This is a genomic window from Sabulicella flocculans (assembly GCF_045449635.1).
In the GTDB taxonomy this organism is placed as follows: domain Bacteria; phylum Pseudomonadota; class Alphaproteobacteria; order Acetobacterales; family Acetobacteraceae; genus Roseococcus.
Genome location: NZ_JBJJBR010000021.1, coordinates 32,325 through 57,440, shown reverse-complemented (window position 1 = coordinate 57,440; position 25,116 = coordinate 32,325). Strand labels below are relative to the sequence as shown.

At 74.5% G+C, this 25,116-nt stretch carries 27 protein-coding genes; 17 read left to right on the top strand and 10 right to left on the bottom strand.

The window, feature by feature from the left end; translation table 11 throughout:
* The first annotated feature begins 33 nt into the window (after nucleotides 1-33).
* From rsfS to ACI6QG_RS16180, 5 genes are all read left to right on the top strand, one after another.
* Complete coding sequence (rsfS, locus tag ACI6QG_RS16200) at nucleotides 34-546, top strand: ribosome silencing factor (RefSeq protein ID WP_407025624.1); 513 nt, start codon at nucleotides 34-36, stop codon at nucleotides 544-546.
* Nucleotides 547-1,011 carry a 23S rRNA (pseudouridine(1915)-N(3))-methyltransferase RlmH gene (locus tag ACI6QG_RS16195; protein WP_407025621.1) on the top strand — a complete coding sequence of 155 codons (465 nt, stop codon included), beginning with the start codon at nucleotides 547-549 and terminating at the stop codon, nucleotides 1,009-1,011. It abuts the gene before it with no gap.
* A 105-nt stretch (nucleotides 1,012-1,116) separates the two neighbouring features.
* Nucleotides 1,117-2,202, top strand: a complete 1,086-nt coding sequence (locus tag ACI6QG_RS16190; RefSeq protein WP_407025620.1) for a TRAP transporter substrate-binding protein — start codon at nucleotides 1,117-1,119, stop codon at nucleotides 2,200-2,202.
* A gap of 79 nt (nucleotides 2,203-2,281) precedes the next feature.
* Nucleotides 2,282-2,515 (top strand): YMGG-like glycine zipper-containing protein, encoded by a 234-nt coding sequence (locus tag ACI6QG_RS16185; RefSeq protein WP_407025619.1) that lies wholly within the window; start codon nucleotides 2,282-2,284, stop codon nucleotides 2,513-2,515.
* Nucleotides 2,516-2,594: 79 nt separating this feature from the next.
* Complete coding sequence (locus ACI6QG_RS16180) at nucleotides 2,595-3,326, top strand: GNAT family N-acetyltransferase (protein WP_407025618.1); 732 nt, start codon at nucleotides 2,595-2,597, stop codon at nucleotides 3,324-3,326.
* Between the two features lie 4 nt (nucleotides 3,327-3,330).
* Here the strand turns inward: ACI6QG_RS16180 and ACI6QG_RS16175 are convergent, their stop codons facing one another.
* Together ACI6QG_RS16175 and ACI6QG_RS16170 are read right to left on the bottom strand one after the other, a co-directional pair.
* Nucleotides 3,331-4,305: a quinone oxidoreductase family protein gene (locus ACI6QG_RS16175; RefSeq protein ID WP_407025617.1), complete on the bottom strand. Its 975-nt coding sequence runs from the start codon at nucleotides 4,303-4,305 to the stop codon at nucleotides 3,331-3,333.
* On the bottom strand, nucleotides 4,302-4,763 hold the full coding sequence (locus ACI6QG_RS16170; protein ID WP_407025616.1) for a methylated-DNA--[protein]-cysteine S-methyltransferase: 462 nt from the start codon (nucleotides 4,761-4,763) through the stop codon (nucleotides 4,302-4,304). The genes ACI6QG_RS16175 and ACI6QG_RS16170 overlap by 4 nt, the downstream gene beginning before the upstream one ends.
* Nucleotides 4,764-4,841: 78 nt before the next feature.
* Between ACI6QG_RS16170 and ACI6QG_RS16165 the strand changes: the two genes are divergently transcribed.
* From ACI6QG_RS16165 to ACI6QG_RS16110, 12 genes are all read left to right on the top strand, one after another.
* Nucleotides 4,842-5,183 (top strand): (2Fe-2S) ferredoxin domain-containing protein, encoded by a 342-nt coding sequence (locus ACI6QG_RS16165; RefSeq protein ID WP_407025615.1) that lies wholly within the window; start codon nucleotides 4,842-4,844, stop codon nucleotides 5,181-5,183.
* Nucleotides 5,173-6,471, top strand: a complete 1,299-nt coding sequence (gene mnmE, locus ACI6QG_RS16160) for a tRNA uridine-5-carboxymethylaminomethyl(34) synthesis GTPase MnmE (RefSeq protein ID WP_407025614.1) — start codon at nucleotides 5,173-5,175, stop codon at nucleotides 6,469-6,471. Before ACI6QG_RS16165 ends, mnmE begins: the two co-directional genes overlap by 11 nt.
* Before the next feature lie 19 nt (nucleotides 6,472-6,490).
* Entirely contained in the window at nucleotides 6,491-8,356 is a 1,866-nt protein-coding gene (gene mnmG, locus ACI6QG_RS16155) for a tRNA uridine-5-carboxymethylaminomethyl(34) synthesis enzyme MnmG (RefSeq protein ID WP_407025613.1), read from the top strand.
* Nucleotides 8,346-8,933 (top strand): 16S rRNA (guanine(527)-N(7))-methyltransferase RsmG, encoded by a 588-nt coding sequence (gene rsmG / locus ACI6QG_RS16150; protein WP_407025612.1) that lies wholly within the window; start codon nucleotides 8,346-8,348, stop codon nucleotides 8,931-8,933. The genes mnmG and rsmG overlap by 11 nt, the downstream gene beginning before the upstream one ends.
* Nucleotides 8,926-9,726 (top strand): ParA family protein, encoded by an 801-nt coding sequence (locus ACI6QG_RS16145; RefSeq protein WP_491630744.1) that lies wholly within the window; start codon nucleotides 8,926-8,928, stop codon nucleotides 9,724-9,726. Before rsmG ends, ACI6QG_RS16145 begins: the two co-directional genes overlap by 8 nt.
* Nucleotides 9,723-10,574 carry a ParB/RepB/Spo0J family partition protein gene (locus ACI6QG_RS16140; protein ID WP_407025610.1) on the top strand — a complete coding sequence of 284 codons (852 nt, stop codon included), beginning with the start codon at nucleotides 9,723-9,725 and terminating at the stop codon, nucleotides 10,572-10,574. Before ACI6QG_RS16145 ends, ACI6QG_RS16140 begins: the two co-directional genes overlap by 4 nt.
* A gap of 47 nt (nucleotides 10,575-10,621) precedes the next feature.
* Entirely contained in the window at nucleotides 10,622-11,380 is a 759-nt protein-coding gene (locus ACI6QG_RS16135) for a TrmH family RNA methyltransferase (RefSeq protein WP_407025609.1), read from the top strand.
* A 2-nt stretch (nucleotides 11,381-11,382) separates the two neighbouring features.
* Nucleotides 11,383-12,462, top strand: coding sequence for an MlaE family ABC transporter permease (locus ACI6QG_RS16130; protein ID WP_407025608.1), 1,080 nt, complete (start codon nucleotides 11,383-11,385; stop codon nucleotides 12,460-12,462).
* Nucleotides 12,462-13,214, top strand: a complete 753-nt coding sequence (locus ACI6QG_RS16125; protein ID WP_407025607.1) for an ABC transporter ATP-binding protein — start codon at nucleotides 12,462-12,464, stop codon at nucleotides 13,212-13,214. Before ACI6QG_RS16130 ends, ACI6QG_RS16125 begins: the two co-directional genes overlap by 1 nt.
* Nucleotide 13,215: 1 nt before the next feature.
* A complete protein-coding gene (locus tag ACI6QG_RS16120; protein WP_407025606.1) occupies nucleotides 13,216-14,214 on the top strand; it encodes an MlaD family protein in 999 nt (332 codons plus the stop codon).
* Nucleotides 14,211-14,822: an ABC-type transport auxiliary lipoprotein family protein gene (locus tag ACI6QG_RS16115; RefSeq protein WP_407025605.1), complete on the top strand. Its 612-nt coding sequence runs from the start codon at nucleotides 14,211-14,213 to the stop codon at nucleotides 14,820-14,822. Before ACI6QG_RS16120 ends, ACI6QG_RS16115 begins: the two co-directional genes overlap by 4 nt.
* Nucleotides 14,823-14,913: 91 nt before the next feature.
* Nucleotides 14,914-15,501 (top strand): hypothetical protein, encoded by a 588-nt coding sequence (locus ACI6QG_RS16110; RefSeq protein WP_407025604.1) that lies wholly within the window; start codon nucleotides 14,914-14,916, stop codon nucleotides 15,499-15,501.
* Here ACI6QG_RS16110 and ACI6QG_RS16105 read toward each other — a convergent pair.
* From ACI6QG_RS16105 to ACI6QG_RS16070, 8 genes are all read right to left on the bottom strand, one after another.
* Complete coding sequence (locus ACI6QG_RS16105; RefSeq protein ID WP_407025603.1) at nucleotides 15,487-15,894, bottom strand: SufE family protein; 408 nt, start codon at nucleotides 15,892-15,894, stop codon at nucleotides 15,487-15,489. The two genes, ACI6QG_RS16110 and ACI6QG_RS16105, sit on opposite strands and share 15 nt — an antisense overlap.
* A 315-nt stretch (nucleotides 15,895-16,209) precedes the next feature.
* The gene (locus ACI6QG_RS16100; protein ID WP_407025602.1) at nucleotides 16,210-17,304 is read right to left on the bottom strand and encodes a glycosyltransferase family 2 protein; all 1,095 of its coding nucleotides are present in this window, start codon (nucleotides 17,302-17,304) and stop codon (nucleotides 16,210-16,212) included.
* Nucleotides 17,304-18,086 carry a lysophospholipid acyltransferase family protein gene (locus ACI6QG_RS16095; RefSeq protein WP_407025601.1) on the bottom strand — a complete coding sequence of 261 codons (783 nt, stop codon included), beginning with the start codon at nucleotides 18,084-18,086 and terminating at the stop codon, nucleotides 17,304-17,306. The genes ACI6QG_RS16100 and ACI6QG_RS16095 overlap by 1 nt, the downstream gene beginning before the upstream one ends.
* A 115-nt stretch (nucleotides 18,087-18,201) precedes the next feature.
* Nucleotides 18,202-19,785: a phytoene desaturase family protein gene (locus tag ACI6QG_RS16090; RefSeq protein ID WP_407025600.1), complete on the bottom strand. Its 1,584-nt coding sequence runs from the start codon at nucleotides 19,783-19,785 to the stop codon at nucleotides 18,202-18,204.
* A gap of 12 nt (nucleotides 19,786-19,797) precedes the next feature.
* Nucleotides 19,798-21,363 (bottom strand): phytoene desaturase family protein, encoded by a 1,566-nt coding sequence (crtI, locus tag ACI6QG_RS16085; protein WP_407025599.1) that lies wholly within the window; start codon nucleotides 21,361-21,363, stop codon nucleotides 19,798-19,800.
* Between the two features lie 78 nt (nucleotides 21,364-21,441).
* On the bottom strand, nucleotides 21,442-23,025 hold the full coding sequence (locus tag ACI6QG_RS16080) for an acyl-CoA dehydrogenase family protein (protein ID WP_407025598.1): 1,584 nt from the start codon (nucleotides 23,023-23,025) through the stop codon (nucleotides 21,442-21,444).
* The gene (locus tag ACI6QG_RS16075; protein ID WP_407025597.1) at nucleotides 23,022-24,113 is read right to left on the bottom strand and encodes an NAD(P)/FAD-dependent oxidoreductase; all 1,092 of its coding nucleotides are present in this window, start codon (nucleotides 24,111-24,113) and stop codon (nucleotides 23,022-23,024) included. The genes ACI6QG_RS16080 and ACI6QG_RS16075 overlap by 4 nt, the downstream gene beginning before the upstream one ends.
* Entirely contained in the window at nucleotides 24,113-25,072 is a 960-nt protein-coding gene (locus ACI6QG_RS16070) for a Bug family tripartite tricarboxylate transporter substrate binding protein (protein ID WP_407025596.1), read from the bottom strand. The genes ACI6QG_RS16075 and ACI6QG_RS16070 overlap by 1 nt, the downstream gene beginning before the upstream one ends.
* Nucleotides 25,073-25,116 lie beyond the last annotated feature (44 nt).

Sequence of the window (25,116 nt, the reverse complement as noted above, 5' to 3'; positions counted from 1 at the left end):
ACCCGCCGCCCGGCCGATGCCGCGCCGCCCCGGCTGCTCACCACCGCCTCCGTCCGCGCCACGCCCGGCGCGGCCCCTGCCAAGCCGGCCGCCGCGCCCAAGGCCACCAAGGCCGCTGCCGCCGCCGGGCCCGCCGCCACCCCGGCCCGCCGCCCGCGCAAGGCCGCCAAGCTGGAGCCCGGCCGGCTGGAGCGCCTGGTCGCCGCCGCCGTGAAGTCGCTGGAGGACGACAAGGCCGAGGACGTGACCGTGCTGGACGTCACCGGCCGCGCCTCCTTCACCGACCGCATGGTGATCGCCACCGGCTTGGCCGACCGGCAGATCCAGGCAATGGCCGCCCACCTGGACGAGGCGCTGGGCAAGGAAGGGCTGAAGCTGCGCAAGGACGCCGTGCAGGCCAGCGACGACTGGGTGCTGATCGACGCCGGCGACCTGGTGATCCACCTGTTCAAGCCCGAGGCGCGGCTGGTCTACGACCTGGAGAAGATGTGGGGCCCCGACTCCCCGATGGGCGAGGCCGGGCCGGGCGAGCAGAGCCCCATCTGAGTGAAGGCCTCGCTGCTCGCCATCGGCCGCTTCAAGGCCGGGGCGGAGCGCGCGCTGTGGGAGCAGTACAACGCCCGCCTGCGCCCGCCCCTGGCGCTGCGCGAGCTGCCCGAGGGCGTCGGCAGCCCCGCCGAGATCCGCGCGCGCGAGGGCGCGGCCCTCGCCGCCGCCCTGCCGCCCAGCGCGCTGGTGGTGGCGATGGACCTGGGCGGTGCCGCCCCCACCTCCGAGGCGCTGGCGGCGCTGTGCGCGCGGTGGGAGGAGGCGGCGCGGCCCGTCGCCTTCGTCATCGGCGGGGCGGAGGGGCTGGACCCCGCCCTGCTGGCCCGCGCTGCGCACTGCCTGTCGCTGGGCCCGCTCACCTGGCCGCACCTGCTGGTGCGCGCCCTGCTGGCCGAGCAGCTGTTCCGCGCGCAATGCATCCGTGCCGGGCACCCCTACCACCGCGCCTGGCGGCCGGGTTGACGGCGCGGGAAACGCCGCGCCGCGCCTCTGCGCGCTTCCATCGGGGCGATGGATCGGGTTAAACCCGCGACATCCTACGCCTGCCGGAGAGGAAACACCGTCCCGATGAACCGTCGTTCCGTCCTGGGCGCCGCCGCTGCGGCCGCGCCCGCCGCGCTGGTCGCCGCCCCCGCCGTCGCGCAGTCCTCGCCCGAGGTGCGCTGGCGCCTCCAATCCTCCTTCCCGCGCAACCTCGACGTGCTGTACGGCACGGTGGAGCGCATCGCCGCCCGGGTGGCGGCGCTGACGGAGAACCGCTTCCGCATCCAGACCTTCCCGGCCGGCGAGATCGTGCCCGGGCTGCAGGTGCTGGACGCCGTGCAGGCCGGCACCATCGAGTGCGGCCACACCGCGAGCTACTGGTACATCGGCAAGGAGCCGGGCTTCGCCTTCTTCACCGCCGTGCCCTTCGGGCTGAACACCCGCCAGCTCACGGCCTGGCTGCGGCATGGCGGCGGCAACCAGCTCGCGGACCAGCTCTTCGCCGACTACAACATCGTGGGCTTCCCGGCGGGCGACACCGGGGCGCAGATGGGCGGCTGGTTCCGGCAGGAGATCCGCACGGTCGCTGACGTGCAGGGGCTGAAGTTCCGCATCTCCGGCCTCGCCGGGCAGGTGTTCCAGCGCATGGGCGCCGCGCCGACGCTGACCGCGCCGGCCGACATCTACCCCTCGCTGGAGCGCGGCGTGATCGACGCCACCGAGTTCGTCGGCCCGCACGACGACGAGCGCCTGGGCTTCTTCCGGGTGGCGCGCTTCTACTACGCCCCGGGCTGGTTCGAGCCGGCGGCGCGCCTGCACCTGATGACCAACCGCCGCGCCATCGAGGCCCTGCCCGCGCAGTACCGGGAGGCCCTGGCGGTCGCCTGCGCCGAGGCGGACAGCGAGATGGTCAGCCGCTACGACCACCTGAACCCCATCGCGCTGCGCCGGCTGGTGGCCAACGGGGCGCAGCTGCGCTTCTACCCGCGCGAGATCCTGCAGCTCGCCTGGCGCAACAACGAGGCGCTGATGGCCGACCTGGCCGGGCAGAACCAGCGCTTCCGCACCATCTGGGACAGCTACCGTCCCTACCGGAGCGAGCTGTTCCAGTGGTTCCGCGTGGCGGAGAATTCCTTCGACAACTTCGCCTTCGCCGCCACCGCGGGCTGACGAAGGCCACATTCGGGCGTTAGCCCACGCGGACGCGGGCCAGCCGGCCCCGCCACGGATGCTTTTCTGGAGGACTGCCATGTTCCGCAAGATCACCCTCGCCGCCGGGTTCTGCGCCCTGCTGGGTACCGCCGCCTGCACCAACCCCTACAGCGAGGGGCAGCGCGCGGCGGGCGGCGGGCTGATCGGCGCCGGCGCCGGCGCGGCCATCGGCGGCATCGCCGGCGGCGGCTCGGGCGCGGCCATCGGCGCCATCACCGGCGGCGCGGTGGGCGCGGCCACCGGCGTGCTGACCACGCCCAACCGCCGCTGAGCGGACGGGGGCCGGCCCCGCGCGGGCCGGCCCCACCCCCGGGCTTGGTGCCCCCGGCACCGCGCGCCAAGCTGCGCCGATGCCCCCGACCATCGCCGAGATCGAGCGCGCCACGCTCAACGCCGTCCCCGCCCCGCTGATCCAGTTCCACGGGCCGCTGGTGCTGCGCGCCTTCCACGGCGGCACCGGGCGCGCCAATTGCGCCCAGGCCCTGGCGCCCGACCCGGTGGCGGACCCGGCGGCGCTGCTGGCGCGCATCGCCGCCTTCCACGGCGCGCGCGGCCTGCGGCCCCGCTGGCGCTCCCTGCCGCTGGACCCGCCGGGGCTGGAGGCCGCGGCCGCCGCCGCCGGCTGGCGCCCCTTCGACGAATCCCTGGTGCTGTGCGGCGCCCTGGCGCCGATGGCCCGCCCCGACTCGGCGGTGGAGGCGCTGGCCGCTCCGGACAGGCGCTGGATGGCCGTGGTGGGCAGCGCCGACTACCAGACGGAGGCGCGGCGGCGGGAGAAGGCGGAAGGCGCCGCCCTGCTGAGCATCCCCGCCACCTGGCTGCTGCTGGAGGACGCCGCCTGCATCTTCGTGGCGGCGGACGGGCCGCTGTGCGGCATGTTCGACCTGGCGGTGCGGCCGGAGGCGCGGCGGCGCGGGCTGGCGCGGCGCCTGATGGGCGCCGCCGCCGCCTGGGGGCTGGCGCGCGGCGCGCGGTGGAAGTTCTCCCAGGTCAGCGCCACCAACGCGGCCTCGCTGGCGCTCAATGCCGCGCAGGGCCTGCGCGAGAGCCACCGCTACCGCTACTGGTCGCCGCCCGGCTGAGGCGTCAGGGCATTAGCAGGGTGGAGCCGGTGGTGAGGCGCGCCTCCAGGTCGCGGTGGGCCTGGGCGGCGTCCTTCAGGGCGTAGCGCTGGTTGATGGACAGCTTCACCGCCCCCGCCGCCACCGCGGCGAACACCTCCTCGGCCGAGGCCACCAGGTCCTCGCGCCTGGCGGTGTAGGTCGCCAGGGTCGGGCGGGTGAGGTAGAGCGAGCCCTTGGCGGCCAGCACGCCGATGTCCACCGGCGGCACCGGGCCGGAGGCGTTGCCGTAGCTCACCATCATGCCGAAGGGCGCCAGGCAGTCCAGCGAGGCGCCGAAGGTGTCGCGGCCCACGCTGTCGTACACCACGGGCACCATGGCGCCGCCGGTGATGCGCTTCACCGCCGCGGGCAGGTCCTCCCCGGGCAGCACCACGTGGTCGGCGCCGTTGGCGCGCGCCAGTTCCGCCTTCGCCTCGGTGGAGACGGTGCCGATGACGGTGCAGCCCAGGTGCCGCGCCCACTGGCACATGATGAGGCCGACGCCGCCCGCCGCGGCATGCACCAGGATGGTCTCGCCCGCCTTCACCCGGTAGGTGCGGCGCAGCAGGTACTGCGCGGTCATGCCCTGCAGCATCATCGCCGCGCCCTGCTCAAAGGACAGCGCCTCGGGCAGCTTCACCAGCCGGTCGGCCTTCAGGGTGCGCGCCTCGGCATAGGCGCCGACCGGGCCGGTGGCGTAGGCCACGCGGTCGCCCACCGAAACCTCCGTCACGCCCTCGCCCACCGCCTCGACCACGCCCGCGGCCTCCATGCCGATGGTCGCCGGCAGGGCGGGCGCCTTGTACAGGCCGGTGCGGAAGTAGACGTCGATGTAGTTCAGGCCCACCGCGTGGTGGCGGATCAGCGCCTCGCCCGGCTTGGGGTGCGGCAGGGGGATTTCCTCCCAGGCCATCTTCTCGGGGCCGCCATACTCGTGGATGCGGATCGCGTGGTTCATGACGGGTTCCCTGACAGGCTGCGCGCCTCTAGGGCGAGCAGGAAGCGCTTGGTATCCAGGCCGCCCTCGGCCGAATAGCCCCCCGGGCCCACGGTGCCGACCACGCGGTGGCAGGGGATGATGATCGGCAGCGGGTTGCGCCCGTTGGCCTGGCCCACGGCGCGGGCGGCGGTGCCCAGCTCCCGCGCCACCTGCCCGTAGGAGCGCGTCTGCCCGGCGGGGATGCGGCACAGCGCGTCCCACACCCGGCGCTGGAAGGGCGTGCCGTGCGGCGCCAGCGGCAGCTGGAAGCTGGTGCGCGCGCCGTCGAAGTAGTCGTGCAGCTGCCCGGCGGCGGCGCGCAGCAGCGGCGTCTCCTCCTGGTCGCGGCCGCGGCCCCAGTCGAGCGCCACCAGCGCGCCGTCCTCCTCGGACAGCGTCAGCTCGCCCAGCGGCGAATGGAGGGTGAGTTGCGGCATCGCCAGGATGCAGCACCCCCGCATGGCGGGCGTCAAGCGGGGGTGGGCGGGGGGCGGGTTCGCCCTTATCTGGCGCCCATGGACCAGCCCGACCCGCCCCCGTTCTTCCGCGCGCACGTCTTCGTCTGCAACAACCGCAGGCCCGACGGCCACAAGCGCGGCTGCTGCGCCGAGAAGGGGGCGGACAAGCTGCGCGACTACATGAAGGCGCGCGCGAAGGAACTGGGCCTGAAAGGCGTGCGGGTGAACCAGGCCGGCTGCCTGGACCGCTGCGAGTTCGGCCCCGTGATGGTCATCTACCCCGAGGGCGTCTGGTACCAGGTCCGCACCACCGAGGAGGTGGAGGAGGTCTTGCAGGCGCACCTGGTGGCCGGCGGGCGGGTGCCGCGGCTGATGCTGACGGAGGCGCATGTCGCCTGACGCCACCGTCTTCGCGCTGGCTTCCGGCGCGGGGCGGGCGGCGGTGGCCGTGCTGCGGCTGTCCGGCCCCGGCACGGGGGCGGCGCTGGCGGCGCTGGCCGGCGGGGTGCCGGCGCCGCGCATGGCCACGCTGCGCGCCCTGCGCCATGGCGGCGAGGTGCTGGACCGCGCGCTGGTGCTGTGGTTCCCCGCCCCGCGCTCCTTCACCGGCGAAGACGGCGCGGAGCTGCACCTGCATGGCGGGCCGGCGGTGCTGGCGGCGGTGTCCGGGGCGCTGGTCGCGCTGGGGCTGCGCCCGGCGGAGCCCGGCGAGTTCACCCGCCGCGCCTTCCTCCATGGCAAGCTGGACCTGACCGCCGCCGAGGGCATCGCCGACCTGGTGGACGCCGAGACGGAGGCCCAGCGGCGCCAGGCGCTGCGCCAGGCCGGCGGCGCGCTGGCGCGGCGGCTGGAAGGCTGGGCGGCGGCGCTGACGGCGCTGCTGGCCCGGCAGGAAGCCTTCATCGAGTTCGAGGAGGAGGACCTGCCCGGTGACCTCGACGCGCGTGTGGCCGCCGAGGCGGCCGCCCTGCGCGGCGAGATGGCGACGGCGCTGGGCGAGGCGGCGCGCGGCGAGGCGCTGCGCGAAGGCGTGTCGGTCGCCATCCTCGGCGCGCCCAACGCGGGCAAGTCGTCCCTGCTGAACGCGCTGGCGGGGCGGGAGGCGGCGATCGTCTCGGCGCGGGCGGGGACGACGCGCGACGTGGTGGAGGTGCGCCTGGTGCTGGGCGGCGTGCCGGTGACGCTGGCCGACACGGCGGGCCTGCGCGAGACGCCCGACGAGGTGGAGGCCGAGGGCGTGCGCCGCGCCCTGGCGCGCGCCGAGGCGGCGCAGCTGCGCCTGCTGGTGCTGCCCGCCGACGCGCCGCCGGACCCGGCGGTGCTGGCCCTGGCCGGGCCGGACGCGCTGCTGGTCGGCAGCAAGAGCGACCTGGGGCCGGTGGCGGCGGGCGCGCTGCCGGTCTCGGCCGCGACCGGCGCCGGGCTGGACGCTTTGCGCGAACGGCTGGCGCGGGAGGTGGCGCGCCGCGCCGGGGGCAGCGACACCGCCGGCCTGACCCGCCCGCGCCACCGCGCTGCGCTGGCGGAGGCGCTGGCCGCGCTGGACCGCCTGCCCGACGCACCGCTGCCGGAGCTGCGCGCCGAGGCGCTTCGCGAAGCCCTGCGCGCCCTGGGCCGCATCACCGGCCGGGTGGAGGTGGAGGCGGTGCTGGACCGCGTGTTCGGCGAGTTCTGCATCGGCAAGTGAGTGTGGTATCGGGCGCCGCATGTGGGATGCGCGCTTCGACGTGGTGGTGGTGGGCGGCGGCCATGCCGGGTGCGAGGCCGCGGCGGCGGCGGCCCGCGTGGGCGCGCGCACCCTGCTGCTGACGCACGACCTGGCCAAGCTGGGCGAGATGTCCTGCAACCCGGCCATCGGCGGCATCGGCAAGGGCCACCTGGTGCGCGAGGTAGACGCGCTGGACGGGCTGATGGGCCGCGCCGCCGACGCCGCGGGCATCCACTTCAAGCTGCTGAACCGCTCCAAGGGACCGGCGGTGCGCGGCCCGCGCGCCCAGGCGGACCGCGCGCTGTATCGCCGGGCCATCCAGGCGCTGCTGGCGGCGCAGGGCGGCCTGACCTGCGAGGCCGATGCCGTCGAGGACCTGGTGCTGGATGGCGCGCAGGTGGCCGGCGTCGTCACCGCATCGGGCCGGCGCATCCAGGCCGGTGCGGTGGTGGTGACGACCGGCACCTTCCTGCGAGGCACCATCCATATCGGCGACCGGTGCGTCCCGGCCGGCCGCGTCGGCGAGGCGCCGGCCGTCGGGCTGGCGCTCGCCTTCGAGCGGCTGGGCCTGCCCCTGGCGCGGCTGAAGACCGGCACGCCGGCGCGGCTGGACGGCCGCACCATCCGCTGGGACGCGCTGGAGATGCAGGCGAGCGACGCCGAGCCCGAGCCGCTCTCGGCGATGACGGCGGGCATCGCCAACCCGCAGGTGACGTGCGGCATCACCCACACCAACGCGCGCACCCACGCCATCATCCGGGAGCACCTGCACCGTTCCGCCCTGCATGCCGGGCACATCACCGGCACCGGGCCGCGCTACTGCCCCAGCGTGGAGGACAAGGTGGTGCGCTTCGCCGACAAGGAGCGCCACCAGGTGTTCCTGGAGCCGGAGGGGCTGGATGACCCCACCGTCTATCCCAACGGCATCTCCACCTCGTTGCCGGAGGACGCGCAGCGCCTGATGCTGGCCTCCATCGCCGGGCTGGAGGAGGCGGTGATGCTGCGCCCCGGCTACGCCATCGAGTACGACCACGTGGACCCGCGCGCGCTGCGCCCCAGCCTGGAATGCCGCGCCGCGCCGGGGCTGTTCCTGGCCGGGCAGGTGAACGGCACCACCGGCTACGAGGAAGCCGCCGCCCAGGGCCTGCTGGCCGGGGTGAACGCCGCCCACCGCGCCGCCGGGGGCGAACCCCCCGCCCTGCCCGGCCGCGCCGACGCCTACATGGGCGTGCTGGTGGACGACCTGACGCTGCACGGCGTGTCCGAGCCCTACCGCATGCTGACCGCCCGCGCCGAGCACCGGCTGGCTCTGCGCGCCGACAACGCCCCCTTCCGCCTGCACGCCCAGGGCGAAGCCTGGGGCTGCATCGGCCCGGCCCGCCGCGCGGCGTGGCGGGTCTTCTCCGCCGCCTGCATGGACGCGCTGGCGCGTGCGCGGGCGGACAGCGCCACCCCCGCCGCCTACGCCGCCGCCGGCATCGCGGTGAACCAGGACGGCCGCCGCCGCAGCGCCTTCGAGGCGCTGGCCCTGCCCGCCGCCACGCTGGACGCCCTGGCGCGGCTGTTCCCCTGGCTGGGCACGCTGCCGCCGCGCGTGCTGGCCTGGCTGGAGGCGGAAGCGCTCTACGCCCCTTACCTGGAGCGCCACGCCCATGAACGCGCGTGGCTGGCCAAGGAGGAGGCCACGGCCATCCCCGATGGGCTGGACTTCGCCGCCGTCCCCGGCCTGTCGCTGGAGATGCGCGACCGCCTGGGCCGCGCCCGCCCGGCCACGCTGGGCCGCGCCGGCCGCCTTCCCGGCGTCACCCCCGCCGCCCTGGCCGCCCTGGCGGTGCACCTGCGGGGTGTTTCACGTGGAACCTGACCTGCCTGTTTCACGTGAAGCACAGGAGAAGCTGGAGGCCTACGAGGCGCTGCTGCGCGAATGGAACCCGCGCATCAACCTGGTGGCGCCGAACGACCTGGGGCGCCTGCGCGAGCGCCACATCCGGGACAGCGCGCAGCTCGCGCCCTTGCTGCCGCCCGGCGTTCTGGGCGACCTCGGCTCCGGCGGCGGGCTGCCGGGGCTGGTGCTGGCCATCCTGCGCGACGGGCCGGTCCACCTGGTGGAGTCCGACCGGCGCAAATCCGCCTTCCTGCTGGAAGCGGCGCGCCGCCTCGCCCTGCCGCAGGTCACCATCCACCCGCGGCGCATCGAGGCCGCGGCGCTGCCGCCGCTCGCCGCGCTGACCGCCCGTGCCCTGGCGCCGCTGCCCGTGCTGCTCGGCCACGCCCACCGCCTGCTGGCGCCCGGCGGCGTCGCCGTCTTCCCCAAGGGCCGCACGGCCGAGGCGGAGTTGACGCAGGCGGCCGCGGGCTGGTTGATGCGGGTGGAGCGCTTCCCCAGCGCCACCGACCCGGATTCCACCATCCTCCGCCTGACCGAGGTGCGCCCTGCCTGACGTGAAGCCTCCGCGCATCCTGGCCATCGCCAACCAGAAGGGCGGCGTGGGCAAGACCACGACCGCCGTGAACCTCGCCGCCGCCCTGGCGCTGCGCCACAAGGTGCTGCTGGTGGACCTCGACCCGCAGGGCAACGCCTCCACCGGGCTGGGGGTGACGCGCCCGGACCGCGCCCCTGGCGCCCACGCGCTGCTGACCGAAGGCCGCCCCGTGGCCGACACCATCCGCCGCACCGGCATCGCCAACCTCTCGCTGCTGCCGGCCGAGCCGGACCTGCTGGGCGCCGAGATGGAGCTGGTGGACATGAGCGCGCGCGAGACGCGGCTGCGCGACGCCCTGGCCGGGCTGCAGGGCTTCGACTGGGTGCTGCTGGACTGCCCGCCCTCGCTGGGGCTGCTCACGCTCAACGCCCTGGTGGCGGCGGACGCCATGCTGGTGCCGTTGCAAACCGAGTTCTACGCGCTGGAAGGCATGTCGCAGATCATGCAGACGCTGGAGCGGGTGCGCCACCGCCTGAACCCGGCGCTGCGGCTGGAGGGCATCGTGCTGACCATGTTCGACCGCCGCAACAACCTGTCCGAGGCGGTGGCGGGCGACGTGCGGGGCGTGTTCGGCGCGCAGGTGTTCGACGCCGTCATCCCGCGCAACGTCCGCGTCTCCGAGGCGCCCTCGCACGGCCTGCCGGTCACGGCCTATGACCCGCGCTCGCCCGGCGCCGAGGCCTATGCCCGGCTGGCGGCGGAGCTGCTGCGCCGCCACCGCGCCCGCCTGCGCGAGGAGGCCCGGGCATGAGCGCCAAGCCGCGCGGCCTGGGCAAGGGGCTGTCCGCCCTGCTGGGCGAGGCCGCCTCCATCTCCGCCGCCGCCCCCGGCGCCGGGTTGCGCACCCTGCCGGTCTCGGCGCTGCAGCCCGGCCCCTTCCAGCCGCGCGAGGCGATGGACGAGCCGGCGCTGGAGGAGCTCGCCGCCTCCATGCGGGAGCACGGCGTGCTGCAGCCCATCCTGGTGCGCCCGCGCAAGGGCGAGGCCGCGCGCTTCGAGATCATCGGCGGCGAGCGCCGCTGGCGCGCGGCGCAGAAGGCCGGGCTGCACGAGGTGCCGGCCCTGGTGCGCGACTTCTCCGACCGCGAGGCGATGGCCGCCGGGCTGGTGGAGAACCTCCAGCGCCAGGACCTGCACCCGCTGGAGGAAGCCGAGGGCTACGGCCGCCTGACCAGGCAGTTCGGCCTGACGCAGGATGCCCTGGCCAAGGTGGTAGGCAAGAGCCGCCCGCACGTCGCCAACACCCTGCGCCTGCTGAACCTGCCCGAGCGCGTGCAGGGCCTGCTGCGCGACGGCGCGCTGACCGCCGGCCACGCCCGCGCCCTGCTGACGGCGCCCAACCCCGAGGCGCTGGCGCTGGCCATCGTGGACCGCGGGCTGAACGTGCGCCAGGCGGAGGCGCTGGCCGCCCAGCGCGAGCTGCCCGTCCGCCCCGAGCGCCGCGCCCCCGACGCCGAGACGCGCGCCCTGGAGCGCGAGCTGTCGGCGCGGCTGGGCCTGCGCGTGGTCATCCGCCACGACGGCAAGGCCGGGCAGCTGGTGCTCTCCTACCGCGATCTCGACCAGCTCGACGGGCTGCTGCGCCTGCTGCAGGGCTGACACGTCGCGCTGGACGCGGCGGGGCATCCGCGCTTCAACCTCGCCCCATGCACGAGCCCCTTCATCCCGCCGCCCGGCGGGCGGCGCAGCGCGACTTCCAGCGCATCTGCGGCGTCAACGCGGTGCGCGCCCTGTTCCTGCGCCGGCCCGAGGCCGTGCTGGCGCTGAACTACGTCGAGGCACGGCGCCCGGTCGCCGGCCCGCTGTGCCGCTACCTCGCGCGCCATCGCCGCCCCTATGACGAGGTGACGCCCGAGCGGCTGGCGCGGCTGGCCGGCACCGAGCACCACGGCGGCATCATGGCCCTGGCCGCGCCGCGCTGGGCCGAGGAGCTGGGCGCCCCGCCGCCGCCCTCCCTGTTCGCCGGCCGGCTGCTGCCGGTGCTGGACGGCATCGGCAACCCGCACAACCTGGGCGCCATCGCCCGCACCGCCTGCTTCTTCGGCGCCCGCGCCCTGCTGCTGAGCGGCGACGAGCGGCAGGCCGACCTCAGCGAGGCCGCCTTCCGCACCGCGGAGGGCGCGCTGGAGCACCTGTCGGTGTTCCGCGCGCCCGACCTGCCGGGCACGCTGCGCCGCCTGTCGGGCCAGTTCACCACGGTGGCCGCGGTGGCCAAGGGCGGCGTGCCGCCGGCGCAGGTGCCGCGTGGCAAGCCCATCGCACTGGTGCTGGGCAACGAGGAAACCGGCCCGGCCCCGGAGGTGCTGGCCGCCTGCCAGGGCACGGTGACGCTGGAGGGATCGCCGCTGGTGGAAAGCCTCAACGTCGCCGCTGCAACCGCCGTGCTGCTCCACGCCTTGCGCTGACGATGCTGGAGACGGTGCAGGAAGGTGAGCGGAGGGTCCTGCGCTTCAGCGGCACGCTGGACGCCGAGGCCGCGGCGCGCGACTGGGCGGCGGCGCAGGACGCCGCCCGCGGCGCCTACGTGCTGGACGCCGCCGGGGTGACCCGCCTGGACGCCGCCGGCGCAGCCCTGCTGGCCGCCCTGCCCGGCGAGCCCGAATGGCGCGAGCCGCGCGACGACGCCGCCCGCGCCGCGCTGCGCCGCTTCCGCGAGGGGCTGGCCGCCGCCAAGCCCGCCCCCAGCCCGGCGCCGCTGCCCTTCGTGGCGCGGATCGGCGCCGCGGCCATCGGCCGCGCGACGCAGTGGCGCGACGCCACCGCCTTCCTGGGCGAGACGGTGCTGACCGGCGGCACCCTGGCGCTGCGCCCCTGGCGTCTGCGGCTGGCCGAGCTGCTGCGCCACCTGGACGAGGCCGGCATGCGCGCCTTCCCGCTGTGCATCCTGCTGGGCACGCTGATCGGCGTCATCCTCGCCTTCCAGTCCTCCATCCCGATGCGCCAGTTCGGGGCGGAGATCTTCATCCCCCAGCTGGTCGCCATCTCGCTGACGCGCGAGCTGGGGCCGCTGCTGGCCGGCATCGTGCTGGCCGGGCGCACCGCCTCCGCCTACGCGGCCGAGCTGGGCACCATGAAGGTGAACGAGGAGGTGGACGCGCTGACCACCATGGGCCTCGACCCCATGGCCTGGCTGGTGGTGCCGCGGGTGCTGGCGGCCGGGCTGGTGATGCCGGTGCTGTCCCTGGTGATGATCGTCACCGGCATGGCGGGCATGGCGCTGGTGATGGCCAGCCTGGGCTACCCGCCCGTCACCGTGGCCAGCCAGGTGCGGCAATGGCTGCAGCTGGGCGACCTGGCTGGCGGGCTGGCCAAGGCGCTGGCCTTCGGCTTGGCCATCGGCTTCATCGGCTGCCGCGCGGGGCTGGGCGCCGGGCGCGGGCCGCGCGCGGTGGGCGATGCCGCGACCGCCGCCGTGGTGGGCGGCATCGTCGCCCTGGTGGTGCTGGACGGCGTCTTCGCCGTGCTGTTCTTCCGGCTGGGCTGGTGATGGCGGCCGAGGCGGTCATCCAGGCCGAAGGCGTGGCCATGCGCTTCGGCTCCCGCACCCTGTTCCGCGACGTCTCCTTCGAGGTGCGGCGCGGCGAGGTCTTCGTCATCCTGGGCGGGTCGGGCTGCGGCAAGTCCACCCTGCTCAAGCTGCTGATCGGGCTGCTGCGCCCCTCGGCCGGCACGCTGCGGGTGCTGGGCGGGGAGATCAGCCGGCTGTCCGGCGCGCCGCGCCGCGCCCTGCTGCGGCGCATCGGCGTGATGTGGCAGCAAGGCGCCCTGCTGGGCAGCCTGAGCCTGCGGGAGAACGTGATGCTGCCCATCGAGGCCCACACCGGCCTGCCCGAAGCCGGACGCGCCCTGGTGGCCGGCGCCAAGCTGGGCATGGTCGGGCTGGGCGACGCGGCCGAGCGCCTGCCGGCCGAGATTAGCGGCGGCATGCTCAAGCGCGCCGGCATCGCCCGCGCCATGGCGTTGGACCCGGAGATCCTGTTCCTGGACGAGCCGAGCGCCGGGCTGGACCCCATCACCTCCGCCGGGCTGGACGAGCTGATCCTGTCCCTGGCCAAGGAGACGGGCACCACCTTCGTGGTGGTGACGCACGAGCTGGCGTCCATCCTCGCCATCGGGGACCGCTGCATCATGCTGGACAAGGAGGCGCAGGGAATGATCGCCGAGGGCAACCCGCGCAAGCTCCGCGAGGAGGCGACCCACCCCACCGTGCGCGCCTTCTTCCACCGGGAGGCCCGCTGACATGGCCGTGGGCCGCCGCACCTACTTCTCCGTCGGCGCCATGGTGCTCGCCGGCGCGGTCCTGCTGGTGGGCTTCATCCTGTTCCTGACCGGCGACCGCCTGCGCAGCGGCGACGTGATGTTCGAGACCTACTCGCGCGAATCCGTGCAGGGGCTGGAGACCGGCTCGCCCGTGCGCTACCGCGGCGTGCAGGTGGGCCGGGTGACGGAGATCGGCCTCGCCTCCGCCCAGTACCGGCGGCCGCAGGGCGAGGCCTTCGCCGGGGCCTTCCAGCTGGTGGTGATCCGCTTCGCAGTGGACCTGACGCGCATCGGCGACATCCCGCGCATCGACCTGGCGGTGGCGCAGGGGCTGCGCGCGCGGCTCGCCTCCACCGGCATCACCGGCGTGGTCTACATCGAGCTGGATTTCGCCGACCCCGAGCGCTACCCCCCCGCGGCGCTGCCGTGGGAGCCGCGCGACCTCGTCATTCCCTCGCAGCCCTCCACCGCCGCCCAGGTTCAGAGCGCGGCCGAGCAGCTGCTGCGCCGGGTGGAGGATGTGCCGATCGAGGCCATCCTGACCAACCTGAACGGGCTGGTGAGCGACCTGCGCGCCCGCATCAGCGCCGAGGAGGTGCAGGGGCTGGTGGATGCCGGCACCGCCCTGCTGAACGAGCTGCGGCAGGAGGTGCGCCGCGCCGACCTGCCGGCGGTGACGGAGGAGCTGCGCGGCGCCGCCGCCGGCGTGCGCGGCCTCGCCGAGGGCCGCGAGGTGCGGCAGGCGCTGGTCCGGCTGAACGCCGCCCTGGGCGACATCCGCACCGCCACCCGGCAGGTCGGCCCCACCGTGGGGCGGGTGAACTCCACGGTGGGCGACGTGCAGGCCGAGCTGGCGCCCTTGCTGCGCGACCTGCGCGCCATCACCTCCAACCTGCGCGAAACCAGCGAGGCGCTGCGGCGCTCGCCTTCCCAGACCCTGCTGGGCGCGCCGCCGCCCGCGCCGGAGCGCCCCCGATGAACCGCCGCGCCCTGCTGCCGCTGCCCTTGCTGCTCGCTGGATGCGGGCTCAGCCGACCCTATGTCGAGACGCGGCGCTACCCGCTGGACCCCCGCCGCGAGGGGCCGCCGCGCCGCAGCGGCCGCGAGGCGCTGCTGCTGCGGCCGCTGCGTGCCGGCGCCGGGCTGGACGGCCGCGGCCTCCGGCGGCTGCGGCCAGACGGCTCGGTGGAGGTGGCGCCCTATGACGAATGGCTGGCCCCTCCGGCCGACCTCGCGGAAGCGGCGCTGCGCGAATGGCTGGGGGCGGCGCAGGTGGCGCCGGCCATCACCGCCGCCGGCTCGCGCCTCGCCGCACCGCTGGTCCTGGAGGCGGAGCTGCTGCGCCTGGAGGTGGTAGGAACGGCGGCCCGCGCCCGGCTGGCCGCCCTTCTGCTGCGCGACGTGGGGGGCCTGGGCAACGCGCGCGTGCTGGCCCAGGCGGTGCTGGAAAGCGAGTCCCCCGTCTCGCCTGAGGCCGGGTGGGCCGGGGCGGCGGCAGCCTGCCGTGCTGCACTGGCCGAGGCCTTCGCGCGACTGGAGGCGTGGCTGGTCTCATCAATCACGCCCAGCGAGACATCCCGCCGATAAGTCGCAAAAAACGAGACGGATTTACCAGTCGGAAAGGTTCAGCCCTTACGTCTCAAAAAGCGGGACGAAATCTCGCTTGGAGGGATGGACGATGGCACTGGGATCGTCGGAGTGGGATGATGTCTGGGCCGAGTACGACGCGCGGCAATCCCCGGCCCCGGTGACGCGCCCGGCTGCCCGCCCGGTCGAGGTGGAGCCGGGGCGACGAGGAGGTTGGCTGCTGGGCCTGTCCGCGCTGCTGGCGGTGCTGGCGCTGGGCGCGACGCTGACCCCAGTGCCGGCGGCGCTCGACCTCGCGCGGTCCTTCCGCGACGGCAACGCGCCGGGCCTGGCGGCGCAGACCGACCGCGCCGCCCTGGCCGCCGCCCTGACCGAGACGCTGCGCCGCGACGCCGCCGCCCACCACCCGGCGGGACTCAACCCCTTCCTCTCGGCGATGGCGGAGGAGGTGGCGCAGGGCCTGGCGGCGCCGGAGGGGCTGGCGCGCACCTTGCGGGCCGCCGCCGAGGTGGCGCCGCACCAGCTGCTGCGCGGGGTGACGCCGATGGGCCTCGACCGCTGGCGGGTGACGCTGGCTTCGCCCGAGGCGCCGCAGCGGCGGGCGCAGTTCACCCTGGCGATGGCAGGCCCGATGCGCTGGCAGGTGGTCGAGGCCGCCCTGCCCTCAGCCGCCCGCTGACGCCGCCGCGCGCATCCGGTTCACCACCGCCAGCGCCCCGTTGCGGCGCGACAGCGACAGGCCGAGGCGCTGCAGGAAGCCCGGGTCGGCCGCCAGCACCTCCTCCGGCGCGCGGTCGTCGAAGATGCGCAGCAGCATGGCCAGCACGCCGGACACGAAGGCGGCGTCGCTGGCGGCGCGGAAGCGCAGCCGCCCGCCCTCCCGCGCCGACACCACCCAGACGCGCGACTGGCAGCCGGTGACGCGGTTGGCCTCGGTGCGCTCGGCGGGGTCCAGCGGGGCCAGCTCGCGCCCCAGCTCCATCAGGTAGCGGTAGCGGTCGTCCTCGTCGTCGAAGAACGCCAGCGCGTCCTCCAGCTCGGCGATGGTGTCCTCGATGGATGGGCGGCTCATGCGCGGGAGGTCGCCTCAAAGCGGGGGGACGTCAACTGGTGTGCCCCACCGCGGTTTTCCGTCGCCGCTGTGCGGCGGCGGAAAACCGCGGCGGGGGCCCCGGGGGCAGGCGCACGCTACGCCTGAGGGTGGCCGCCGGCTGGGGGGCGGCCGCGCGGCTTCGCGCGCTCCGGGCCGTGCTTGGTTCTGGAGGGCCTGCTCCGCGCCAGGGCGGAGCCCCGGCGCGACCGTGACGCGCAGGGCGCGGTGGCCGGGAGGGAGCGCTTGGCGCAGCTGCTGCCTGGGGCGGTGGGGGCACGGAGACGATCCGCCGCATCACCCCACGGCGGGCTGGTAGGCGCGGCCCTTCCAGCCGGACTTCAGCCCCAGCGCCGAGCGGCCCAGCGCGGCCCATTGGATGGCCAGCGCCACCAGCACGGTGAAGGGGTGCAGCGGCACGGTCCACCAGGGCTCGCGCACTCGCCAGGTGACGACGGCGCGCAGGGCGAACATCAGCGCGATGGTCAGCCACGCCTCGCCATTGGGCAGCAGGAACCAGGGCCACAGGTGGGCGCCGGCCAGCACCACGGTCCAGACCGGCAGGCCCACGGGGGTCGCCATGCCTTCGCGCGCGTTCTTGATGAAGCCGGACCAGGACTGCCCGAAGCCGGCATACATGCGGCAGGTGGCCAGCGGCGCGCCGTCCACGATCTCCGTGTCGTGCCCGCGGGCGCGGAACAGCCGCGCCAGGGCGATGCCGTCATGCAGCACGCCCTTGATGGCGCCATGCCCGCCGATGGCGTCGTAGGCGCGGCGCTCCACCATCACCAACTGCCCGCAGGCGGCGGCGAGGCTGGGCTTGCGCTGGGTGGCCCGCCCGCCGAAGGGCAGGTAGCAGATCAGCAGGAAGTTGATGAAGGGCACGGTCAGCGCCTCGCCCAGCGTGCCGATGACCTGGCGCGGCACGCCCGAAAGCATGGCGATGCCCTTGCCCTGCGCATGCGCGGCCATGGCGGCGGCGGCATGCGGCGCCAGGCGCACATCGGCGTCGATGAACAGCAGGTGGCTGCCGGTGGCGTGCTCGGCCAGGCGGGCGCAGGCGTGCACCTTGCCGGTCCAGCCCGGCGGCAGGGCGGGGGCCTGCACCAGCCGCACCCGCGCATCGCGCGCCGCATGGGCGGCGACGATGGCGGCGGTGTCGTCGCTGGAGGCGTCGTCCATCACCACCACCTCCACCGCGCAGCCGGTGCTGGCCAGGGCGGCGTCCAGGCAGGCGGCGATGTTCGCGGCCTCGTTGCGCGCGGGGATGAGGATGGAGACGCGCGTGCCCTCCGCCGGCACGCCGCGCGGGCGGGGCATGCGCCACAGGTTGATGGCGCCGAAGATGATCGGCACCAGCGCGAGCGCGAGGGCGAAGTGGGCGGGTTCCATCAGCGGTCCTTCGGCGATCCGCCGTGACGTGGGTCGAAAGCCTCGCCCCGCAAGGTGGCGCGCAGGCGCTGCCACAGGCCGTAGACGCCGCCCATGCCCTCGCTCGCTGCGGTCAGCGGGGTGAACAGCGCCTCGTCGCGCGCCATCGCGTCCTCCGCCAGGGCATCCATCGTGGCGGTCAACGCGCGGCGCAGGGTTTCGGCGCGCGCCTCGCGGTCCTGTTCCAGCAGGACGGCGGCGGGGATGGGGGCGCCGAAGCCGACCAACGCCTCGGGCGCGCGCTCGCTCCAGAACACGTATTCGATGGCCAGGGGCAGGAAGACCGCGCCGGGCGCCAGTTCCGGCAGGCGCGGCAGGCCGGGTGCGATGGGCACCGGGCGTTCCCGCGCATCGGCGAAGCGGCCGGGGGCGTTGATCCACAGCATGTGCGCGGGCGCGGCCAGCACCGCCTTGGCGTCGCGCAGGAAGGCGACGGCGCCGCGCGCCGAGTGCTGCTCGATGCCGAAGACGCCCAGCCGGCGCATGAAGGGGTAGCGCGCCAGGGCCTGGGCATCCATCGGCACGAAGCCGGGCCGCTGCGGGAACAGTCGGCGCGACAGCAGCATGAACAGCACGCCGTCCCACCAGCCGGGGTGGTTCGCGACCACCACCACTGGCGCGCCCTCCGGCAGGGCGGGCAGCGGGGCGCGGCGCTGCACGCGCAGGGCGCGCATGTGGCGGGCGAAGAAGCGCGCGAAGACGCGGTCGAAGAAGCGCAGGTGGCGCTCGCTGCGGAGCGCCACCGGGGAGGGGGCGGGCGGCCGATTCAGACCTTCGGGCTGCGCCCTCCGGTCATCGGGCACGCTGGGCGGCCGATTCAGACCTTCGGGCTGCGCCCTCCGGTCATCGGGCGCCACGTTAGGCCGCTTCCGCCTCGCGCCGGCCGGCCTCGCGGGCGGCCTCGCTCATGCCCTTGCCGCCCAGGTCGGTGTCCAGCGCGTCGGCGGCAATCCAGCCGCTCATCATCACCATCGGCATGCCGGGCCCGGGATGCGCCGCCCCCCCGGCGAGGTAGAGCCCCTTCACCTGGCGCGAGCGGTTGCCCGGCTTGAAGGCGCCCAGGAAGGAGCCGTGCGAGGCGAGGCCGTAGATGGCGCCGTCCAGCACGCGGTAGCGCTCATGGATGTCCACCGGCGTCAGGCGGCGCTCCACCACGATGCGCTCCTCGATGTCCTCCAGCCCGGCGGTGCGCTTCAGCTTGTCGAGGATGGTCTGGCGGTAGCCGGGGAACATCTCGTTCCAGTCATGGTGCGGGCGCAGGTGCGGCGTGTGCACCAGCACATACAGGGCCTCGCCGCCCGGCGCGGCGCTCGTCGGGTCCGTCACCGAGGTGGCGGCGAGGTAGGCCGTGGGGTCGGGCGCCGGGACGCCCTTCTTGTAGATGGCGTCGAACTCCTCCTCCGCATCGCGGGAGAAGACGAAGCAATGATGCGCCAGGTGGTCGTAGCGCCTGTTCAGCCCGAGGTAGAGCACCACGCCGGAGCACGCCGGCTCGAAGCCCTTGCGCTTGTAGGTTTCGCCGACGCTGCCGCCCACCAGCTCGCCATAGGTGCGGATGCTGTCCATGTTGGAGATCACGGCGTCGCAGGCGATGCGCTCGCCGGTGGTGGTGTGCACCGCCACGGCGCGGCCATTTTCCACCTCGATGCGCGCGGCGTCGGTGGAGGGGCGCAGATCGGCGCCCAGCTCGCCCGCCAGCTTGGCGAGGCCCTCGGCCACGGCGCGGGTGCCGCCCACCGGGTACCACACGCCCTCGCTGGCCTGCATGTCGCCGATGGAGGCGAGCACCGCGGGCGCGAGATAGGGGTTGGAGCCGACATACTGGCAGAAATGGTCCAGCATCTGCGCCAGCCGCTCATCCGGCACGTGGCCGCGGATGACCTTGGCCACCGTCTGGCCCATGCGCAGGCTCATCACGTCGGCCAGCGTGTTGGGGTTGAGGTTGGCGCGCATGTCGAGCGTGTCGCCGATGCCCTCCACGCTCTTCCAGAAGAAGAATTTCTCGCTCACGCCGTGCAGGTGCTTCGACACGCGCTGGAAGCGCTTGTAGCCCTCGCCGGAGCCCGAACCCGGGGCGAAGCGGTCCATCTCGGCCGCCATCGCCTCCACGTTCTCCTTCAGGTCAATCCAGGTGCCGTCGTCGAAGAAGCAGCGCCATTGCGGGTCCAGCCGGATCAGCGGCAGCTCCTTCGCCTGGTCGCGCCCCGCCTCGGCGTAGATGCGGCGCAGCACGCGCGGCACCGTCAGGATGGTGGGGCCCATGTCGAAGCGGAAGGAGCCGCTGCCATCCGGTGCGTCCAGCACCAGCTGCGCCGCCTTGCCGCCCAGCCAGGGGTTCTTGTCCAGCAGCGTGACCTTGTGGCCGCGCGCGGCCGCCGTGCAGGCCGCGGCCAGCCCGCCGAGGCCGGCGCCGATGACGACGACGTGGGAGGTGGTGCCCATTGATGCTGTTCCCTATTCCGCCGCCATGGAGGTATCGACGGTGACTGCCATGCCCAGGTCCTGCTGCACCAGCTTGGCGGTGATGCGCGCGCCTTCGTAGATCACCGGCAGGCCGGAGCCCGGATGCGTGCCGCCCCCCACCAGGTAGAGGCCGCGCGTGTCGTTGAAGCGGTTGCGCGGCCGGAAGTTGAGCATCTGCAGCAGGTCGTGGCTGAGGTTGAAGGTGGCGCCGAAGCCCACCGCGAACTCGTCCTGCCAGCCCTGCGGCGTCACCATGCGCTCGGTGCGGATGCGCGATTCCAAATCGTGCAGGCCCAGCGCCTTCAGCCGGCTGATGGCGATGTCGCGGAAGCGCGGCGCCTCGGCTTCCCAATCCGTGACGCCGCCGCGCAGGTTGCCGACGGGCACCAGCACGTAGAGGGCGGAATGGCCGGGCGGGGCCATCGTCTCGTCGGTGTTGACCGGGTTGTGGATGTAGAGCGAGGGCACCGAGGGGATCTCGCCCGCCTCGATCTGCGCGATGTTGCGCTGGTATTCCTGGCTCAGCAGGATGGTGTGGTGCGCCAGTTCCGGGAAGCGCCCCTCCACGCCCAGGTAGAGCATGAAGGTGGAGCAGGAATAGCGCGCCTTGGCGATCTTGCCGTCGCTCCAGGCCTTGCGGATGCCGTTGGGGATCAGCTTCGGCGTGGCATGGGCGAAGTCGGCGTTCATCACCACCGCATCGGCGGCGATGGCGCGGCCGCCGGCCACCAGGCCGGTCGCGCGCGCGCCGTCGAAGGTGACCTCCTCCACCGGGGTCGAGAGGTGGATCTCCACCCCCAGGCGCTCCGCCACTCGGGCCATCGCCTCGCTCACCGCGCCGCAGCCGCCGCGCGGGTGGAAGACGCCGAACTCGTATTCCAGGAAGCTCAGGATGGTGAACATGGACGGGCACTTGAACGGCGACATGCCCAGGTATTTCGTCTGGAACGAGAAGGCGAGGCGGATGCGCGGGTCGCTGAAGTAGCGGCGCAGGTCGCCATCCACCATCTTGTGCGGCCGCAGGTGCTTGAGCGAGCGCAGCATGTCCGGCGCCATCAGGTCGGCGGCGCTCAGGAAGGGGCGCTCCAGCGCCGGCTTGAAGGCGGCCAGCTTCTCGCGGTTCTCGCTCATGAAGCGGCGCACGCCCGGCGCGTCCTGCGGGGCGATGGCGCGGATCGCCGCCTCCAGCCGGTCGAGGTCCGGCGTGGCGTCCAGCGTGGCGTTGCGGCCATCCGCGCCCTCGAAGATCAGGCGGTATTGCGGGTCCAGCCGCAGCAGCTCCACCTCGTCCTGCAAGGTGGCGCCGCAGGCGGCGAAGATCTCCTCCAGGATGCGCGGATACAGGAAGAAGGTGGGGCCGAGGTCGAAGCGGTAGCCGCCCGGGGCCTGCAAGGTGCGGGTGCGCCCGCCGACCACGCTGTCCTTCTCGTAGATCGAGACGCGGGCGCCGCCGGCCGCGAGCTGCATGGCCGCCGCCAGCCCGCCCGGCCCGGCCCCGATGATGGCGACGTGCGGGCGGGGCCGGCGGATCGCCGGGGCAGGGAGGGAAGCGTTCATGCCGGTCCGGTCAATGCTTTCTTACACGATGTAAATGCTGCGCCGCCGAGAGGCTGCAAGGGGCCGGCATGTTTTTCGTTACGCCATCAGCGCGAGCAATTCGCCCGGCTTCTCCACCTCCGCGCAGGCGGCCCAGGCGCGCGGCAGCAGCCGGGCCAGGGCGAAGTCCCGCAGGGGGGCGTAGCGCCCATCCAGCGCGGCCGCCTGGGCCAGCCGGGCGCAGCCCAGCACCCAGCCGGCGGCCTCCAGATAGGCGGTGGCGCCCGCCGCGGCCTCGGCCTCCGGCGCGGCGCAGATCGTCGCCGTGGCGCGTTCCAGCGCGTCGGCCGCCGCCTCCAGGGCGGGGTGTGCGGCGCGCGCCTCGGCGATCATGGCGCGCATTGTGGCGCCCTGGTCGCGCTGCACCTTGCGGGTGACGAGGTCCAGCGCCTGGATGCCGTTAGTGCCCTCGTAGATCGGCGCGATGCGGCTGTCGCGCAGCACCTGCGCGGCCCCGGCGTCCTCCACGAAACCCATGCCGCCATGCACCTGCACGCCCAGCGAGGCATTGGCCACGCCGCGGTCGGTGCACCAGGCCTTCACGATGGGCGTCAGCAGGGCCAGCCGCGCTTCCTCGCCCCGGTCGGCGCAGGCGGCGGCCTCCAGCGCCAGGAAGCGGCCCATCAGGGTGGTGGCGCGCATCTCCGCCAGCATGCGCGCCACGTCGGGGTGGCGGGCGATGGGCAGGCCGCCCTGCACGCGGGTTTCCGCATACGCCTCGGCCAGTTCCAGCGCGCGGGCGCCGGCGGCCACGCCCTCGATGCCCACCTGCAGCCGGGCGTTGTTCATCATGGCGAACATGGCGTTGAGGCCGCGGTTCGGCTCGCCGATCATCTCGCCGGTGGCGCCCTCGAACAGCATGGTGCAGGTGGGGGAGCCATGGATGCCCAGCTTGTGCTCGATGCCGCCGCAGCGGGCGGCGTTGCGCGTGCCGTCCGGCAGCAGCTTGGGCACGGCGAAGAGCGAGATGCCGCGCGAGCCGGCCGGCGCATCCGGCAGCCGCGCGAGGACGAGGTGCAGCGTGTTCTCCGCCAGGTCGTTCTCGCCATAGGTGATGTAGATCTTCTGGCCATGGATGGCGAAGCGGCCATCGCCCAGCGGTTCCGCCTTGGTCCGCACCTGCGAGAGGTCGCTGCCCGCGCCCGGCTCGGTGAGGTTCATGGTGCCATTCCAGCGGCCTTCCACCAGCGGCGGCAGCAGCCGCGCCGCCTGCTCCTCGCTGGCGTAGGTTTCCAGGCATTCCACCGCGCCGGCGGTCAGCGTCGGGCAGAGCGAGAAGGCCATGTCGGCGGTCGCCAGCAGCTCCTTCAGCGCGGCCCAGAGCGCGAAGGGCAGGCCCTGGCCGCCATGCGCGGGGTCGGCGCAGAGCGACTGCCAGCCGCCCTCCTTCCACGCGGCGAAGATGCCCTTGTAGGCGGGCGGGCAGGTGACGGTGCCGCCGTCGAAGCGGCAGCCCGCCTTGTCGGAAGGCAGGCGGTGGGGTGCGACCACCTCGCGGCAGAAGCGCGCCATCTCCTCCACCAGCGCCGTCACCTCCTCGGCGGAAAGCTCGCCTTGGATGGGGTAGAGCTTGGTGAGGGCGAAGGCGATGTCGTCCGTCTGCGTGAGGGGGGTCTGGCTCATGCGGGGATGCTCTCCTGGCCGGCGGCCCAGCGGGCCAGCGCGGCGGGGTTTTCGTCATCGGCGATGGTGCGGGCCAGGCGCAGCCCCAGCACCGCGGCGAACTTGAAGCCGTGGCCGGAAAAGCCGCTCATCGCCCAGAACGGGCCTTCGCGGCGGAGGATGAATTCCTCCTTCGGCTCCACGTCGTAGAAGCAGGTGGCGGCACCCGCCGGCGCCATGTCGCGCAGCCCGCGCAGGCGACGTTCGGCGAGCGACAGGATGCGCTCCACCTCGCTTGGGTCGGGCGTGCGGTCGGCGGCGTCGGGGTCGCCCTGCAGCGAGAAGGAATGGTCGCCGATCTTCAGGGGCGTGCCGGCCACCGGCGGCACCATGTAGAAGCCGCCCGCCGCCGAGAGGTCCAGCAGCATCGGCATCCGCGCCCAGGCGGGGTCGGCCGGCCGCAGCCGCACCACCACCTGCGCCGAGGGCGTGACCGGCAGGCGGGGCAGCAGCCGCGGCGCCCAGGGCCCGGCGGCGACCACCATGGCGTCGGCCGCCAACGTCGTGCCGTCCTCCAGCACGAAGCCTCCTGCCAGGTCACGCACGCGCGCTTGGCGGAAGCGCACGCCGCGCCCTTCCAGGTGGCGCGCCAGCGCGGCGACGATGCGCCCCGCCAGCAGCACGCCGCCAGCCTCCATGTGCAGCGCATCGGCGATGCCCGCGCCGTCCAGCAACGGGAAGCGCTCATTCACCTGCGCCGCTGAAAGGTCACTGAACGGGCGGGCATCGGCGCGCAGCGCGGCGCGCGTCTCGGGCAGCCAGTCGCCCGCGCCTTCGTCCAGCGCCAGCACGCCGGTCGGCACGTGCAGGGTTTCGCCGATGTCGTCCCACAGCGCGTCCCAGGCGGCATAGGCGTCGTCCACCATCCGCATGTAGCCGCGCTGGGCGCCATAGGCGTGGCGGATCAGCCGGTGGTCATCCACCGAGGAGCCGCGCGGGTTCGGGATGGCGTCCTGCTCCAGCACCGTCACCGCGAAGCCGGCGCGCAGCAGCCCCCAGGCGGCGCAGAGGCCCATGATGCCGCCACCCAGGACCAGCGCGGTGGGCATCAGTCCAGCCTCACCTGCGCGGCGCGGATCACGGCGGCGTAGCGCTCGGCGTCGCGGCGCAGCAGGGCGGCGGCGTCGGCCGGGCTGCCGCCGCCGACGATGAAGCCGCTCTCGCGCAGGCGGTTGCGCACGGCGGGGTCGTTCAGGGCGCGGTTGATGCCGGTGCTCCAGCGTTGCGTCACGGCCTCCGGCAAGCCGCCGGGGCCGATCACCATGTACCACACATTGGCGTCGAAGCCCGCGAAGCCGCTTTCCGCCACCGTCGGCAGGTCGGGCAGCCATTCCACCCGCTGCGGCATGGTGGTGGCCAGCGCCCGCACCCTTCCTGCGCGAATATGCGGCAGGTAGGTGGGCAGCGTGTCCATCGCCAGCTGGATGCGCCCGGCCAGCACCTCCGTCACCGCCTGCCCGGTGCCGCGGAACGGCACGTGCACCATGGACAGCCCGGCGCGGGCCGACAGCAGCTCCGCCGCGATGTGCTGCTGCGTGGCGACGCCGGAGGAGGCGTAGTTGATGACGCCCGGATTGGCCCGCGCATGCGCCAGGAACTCGGCGAAGGAGCGCGCGGGGCTGTCATTGGGCACCACCACCACCAGCGGCACCGTGCCGCACAGCGCCACCGGCGTCTGCTCGCGCAGGATGTCGTAGGGTGGCGGGTTCATCAGCGGCGGCACCACGGCGGAGGCGCTGACCGTGGTCATCGCCATGGTGTAGCCATCCGGCCTGGCGCGCGCGACGGTGGCGATGCCCAGCGTGCCCGAGGCGCCGGCCCGGTTCTCGATGGCCAGCGGCTGGCCCAGCTCCTCCTGCACCGCGGGCTGGATGGCGCGGGCGATGATGTCGGTGCCGCCACCGGGCGCGAAGGGGATGACGAAGTTGATCGGCCGGGTGGGATAGGCCTGCGCGCGGGCGATGGCGGGCGTGGCGAGGGCGGCGAGCAGCAGCGGGCGGCGGAGCATGGCGGTTTCCTCGTTTTGCCGCAGCCTATCCGCCCTTCCCGCCC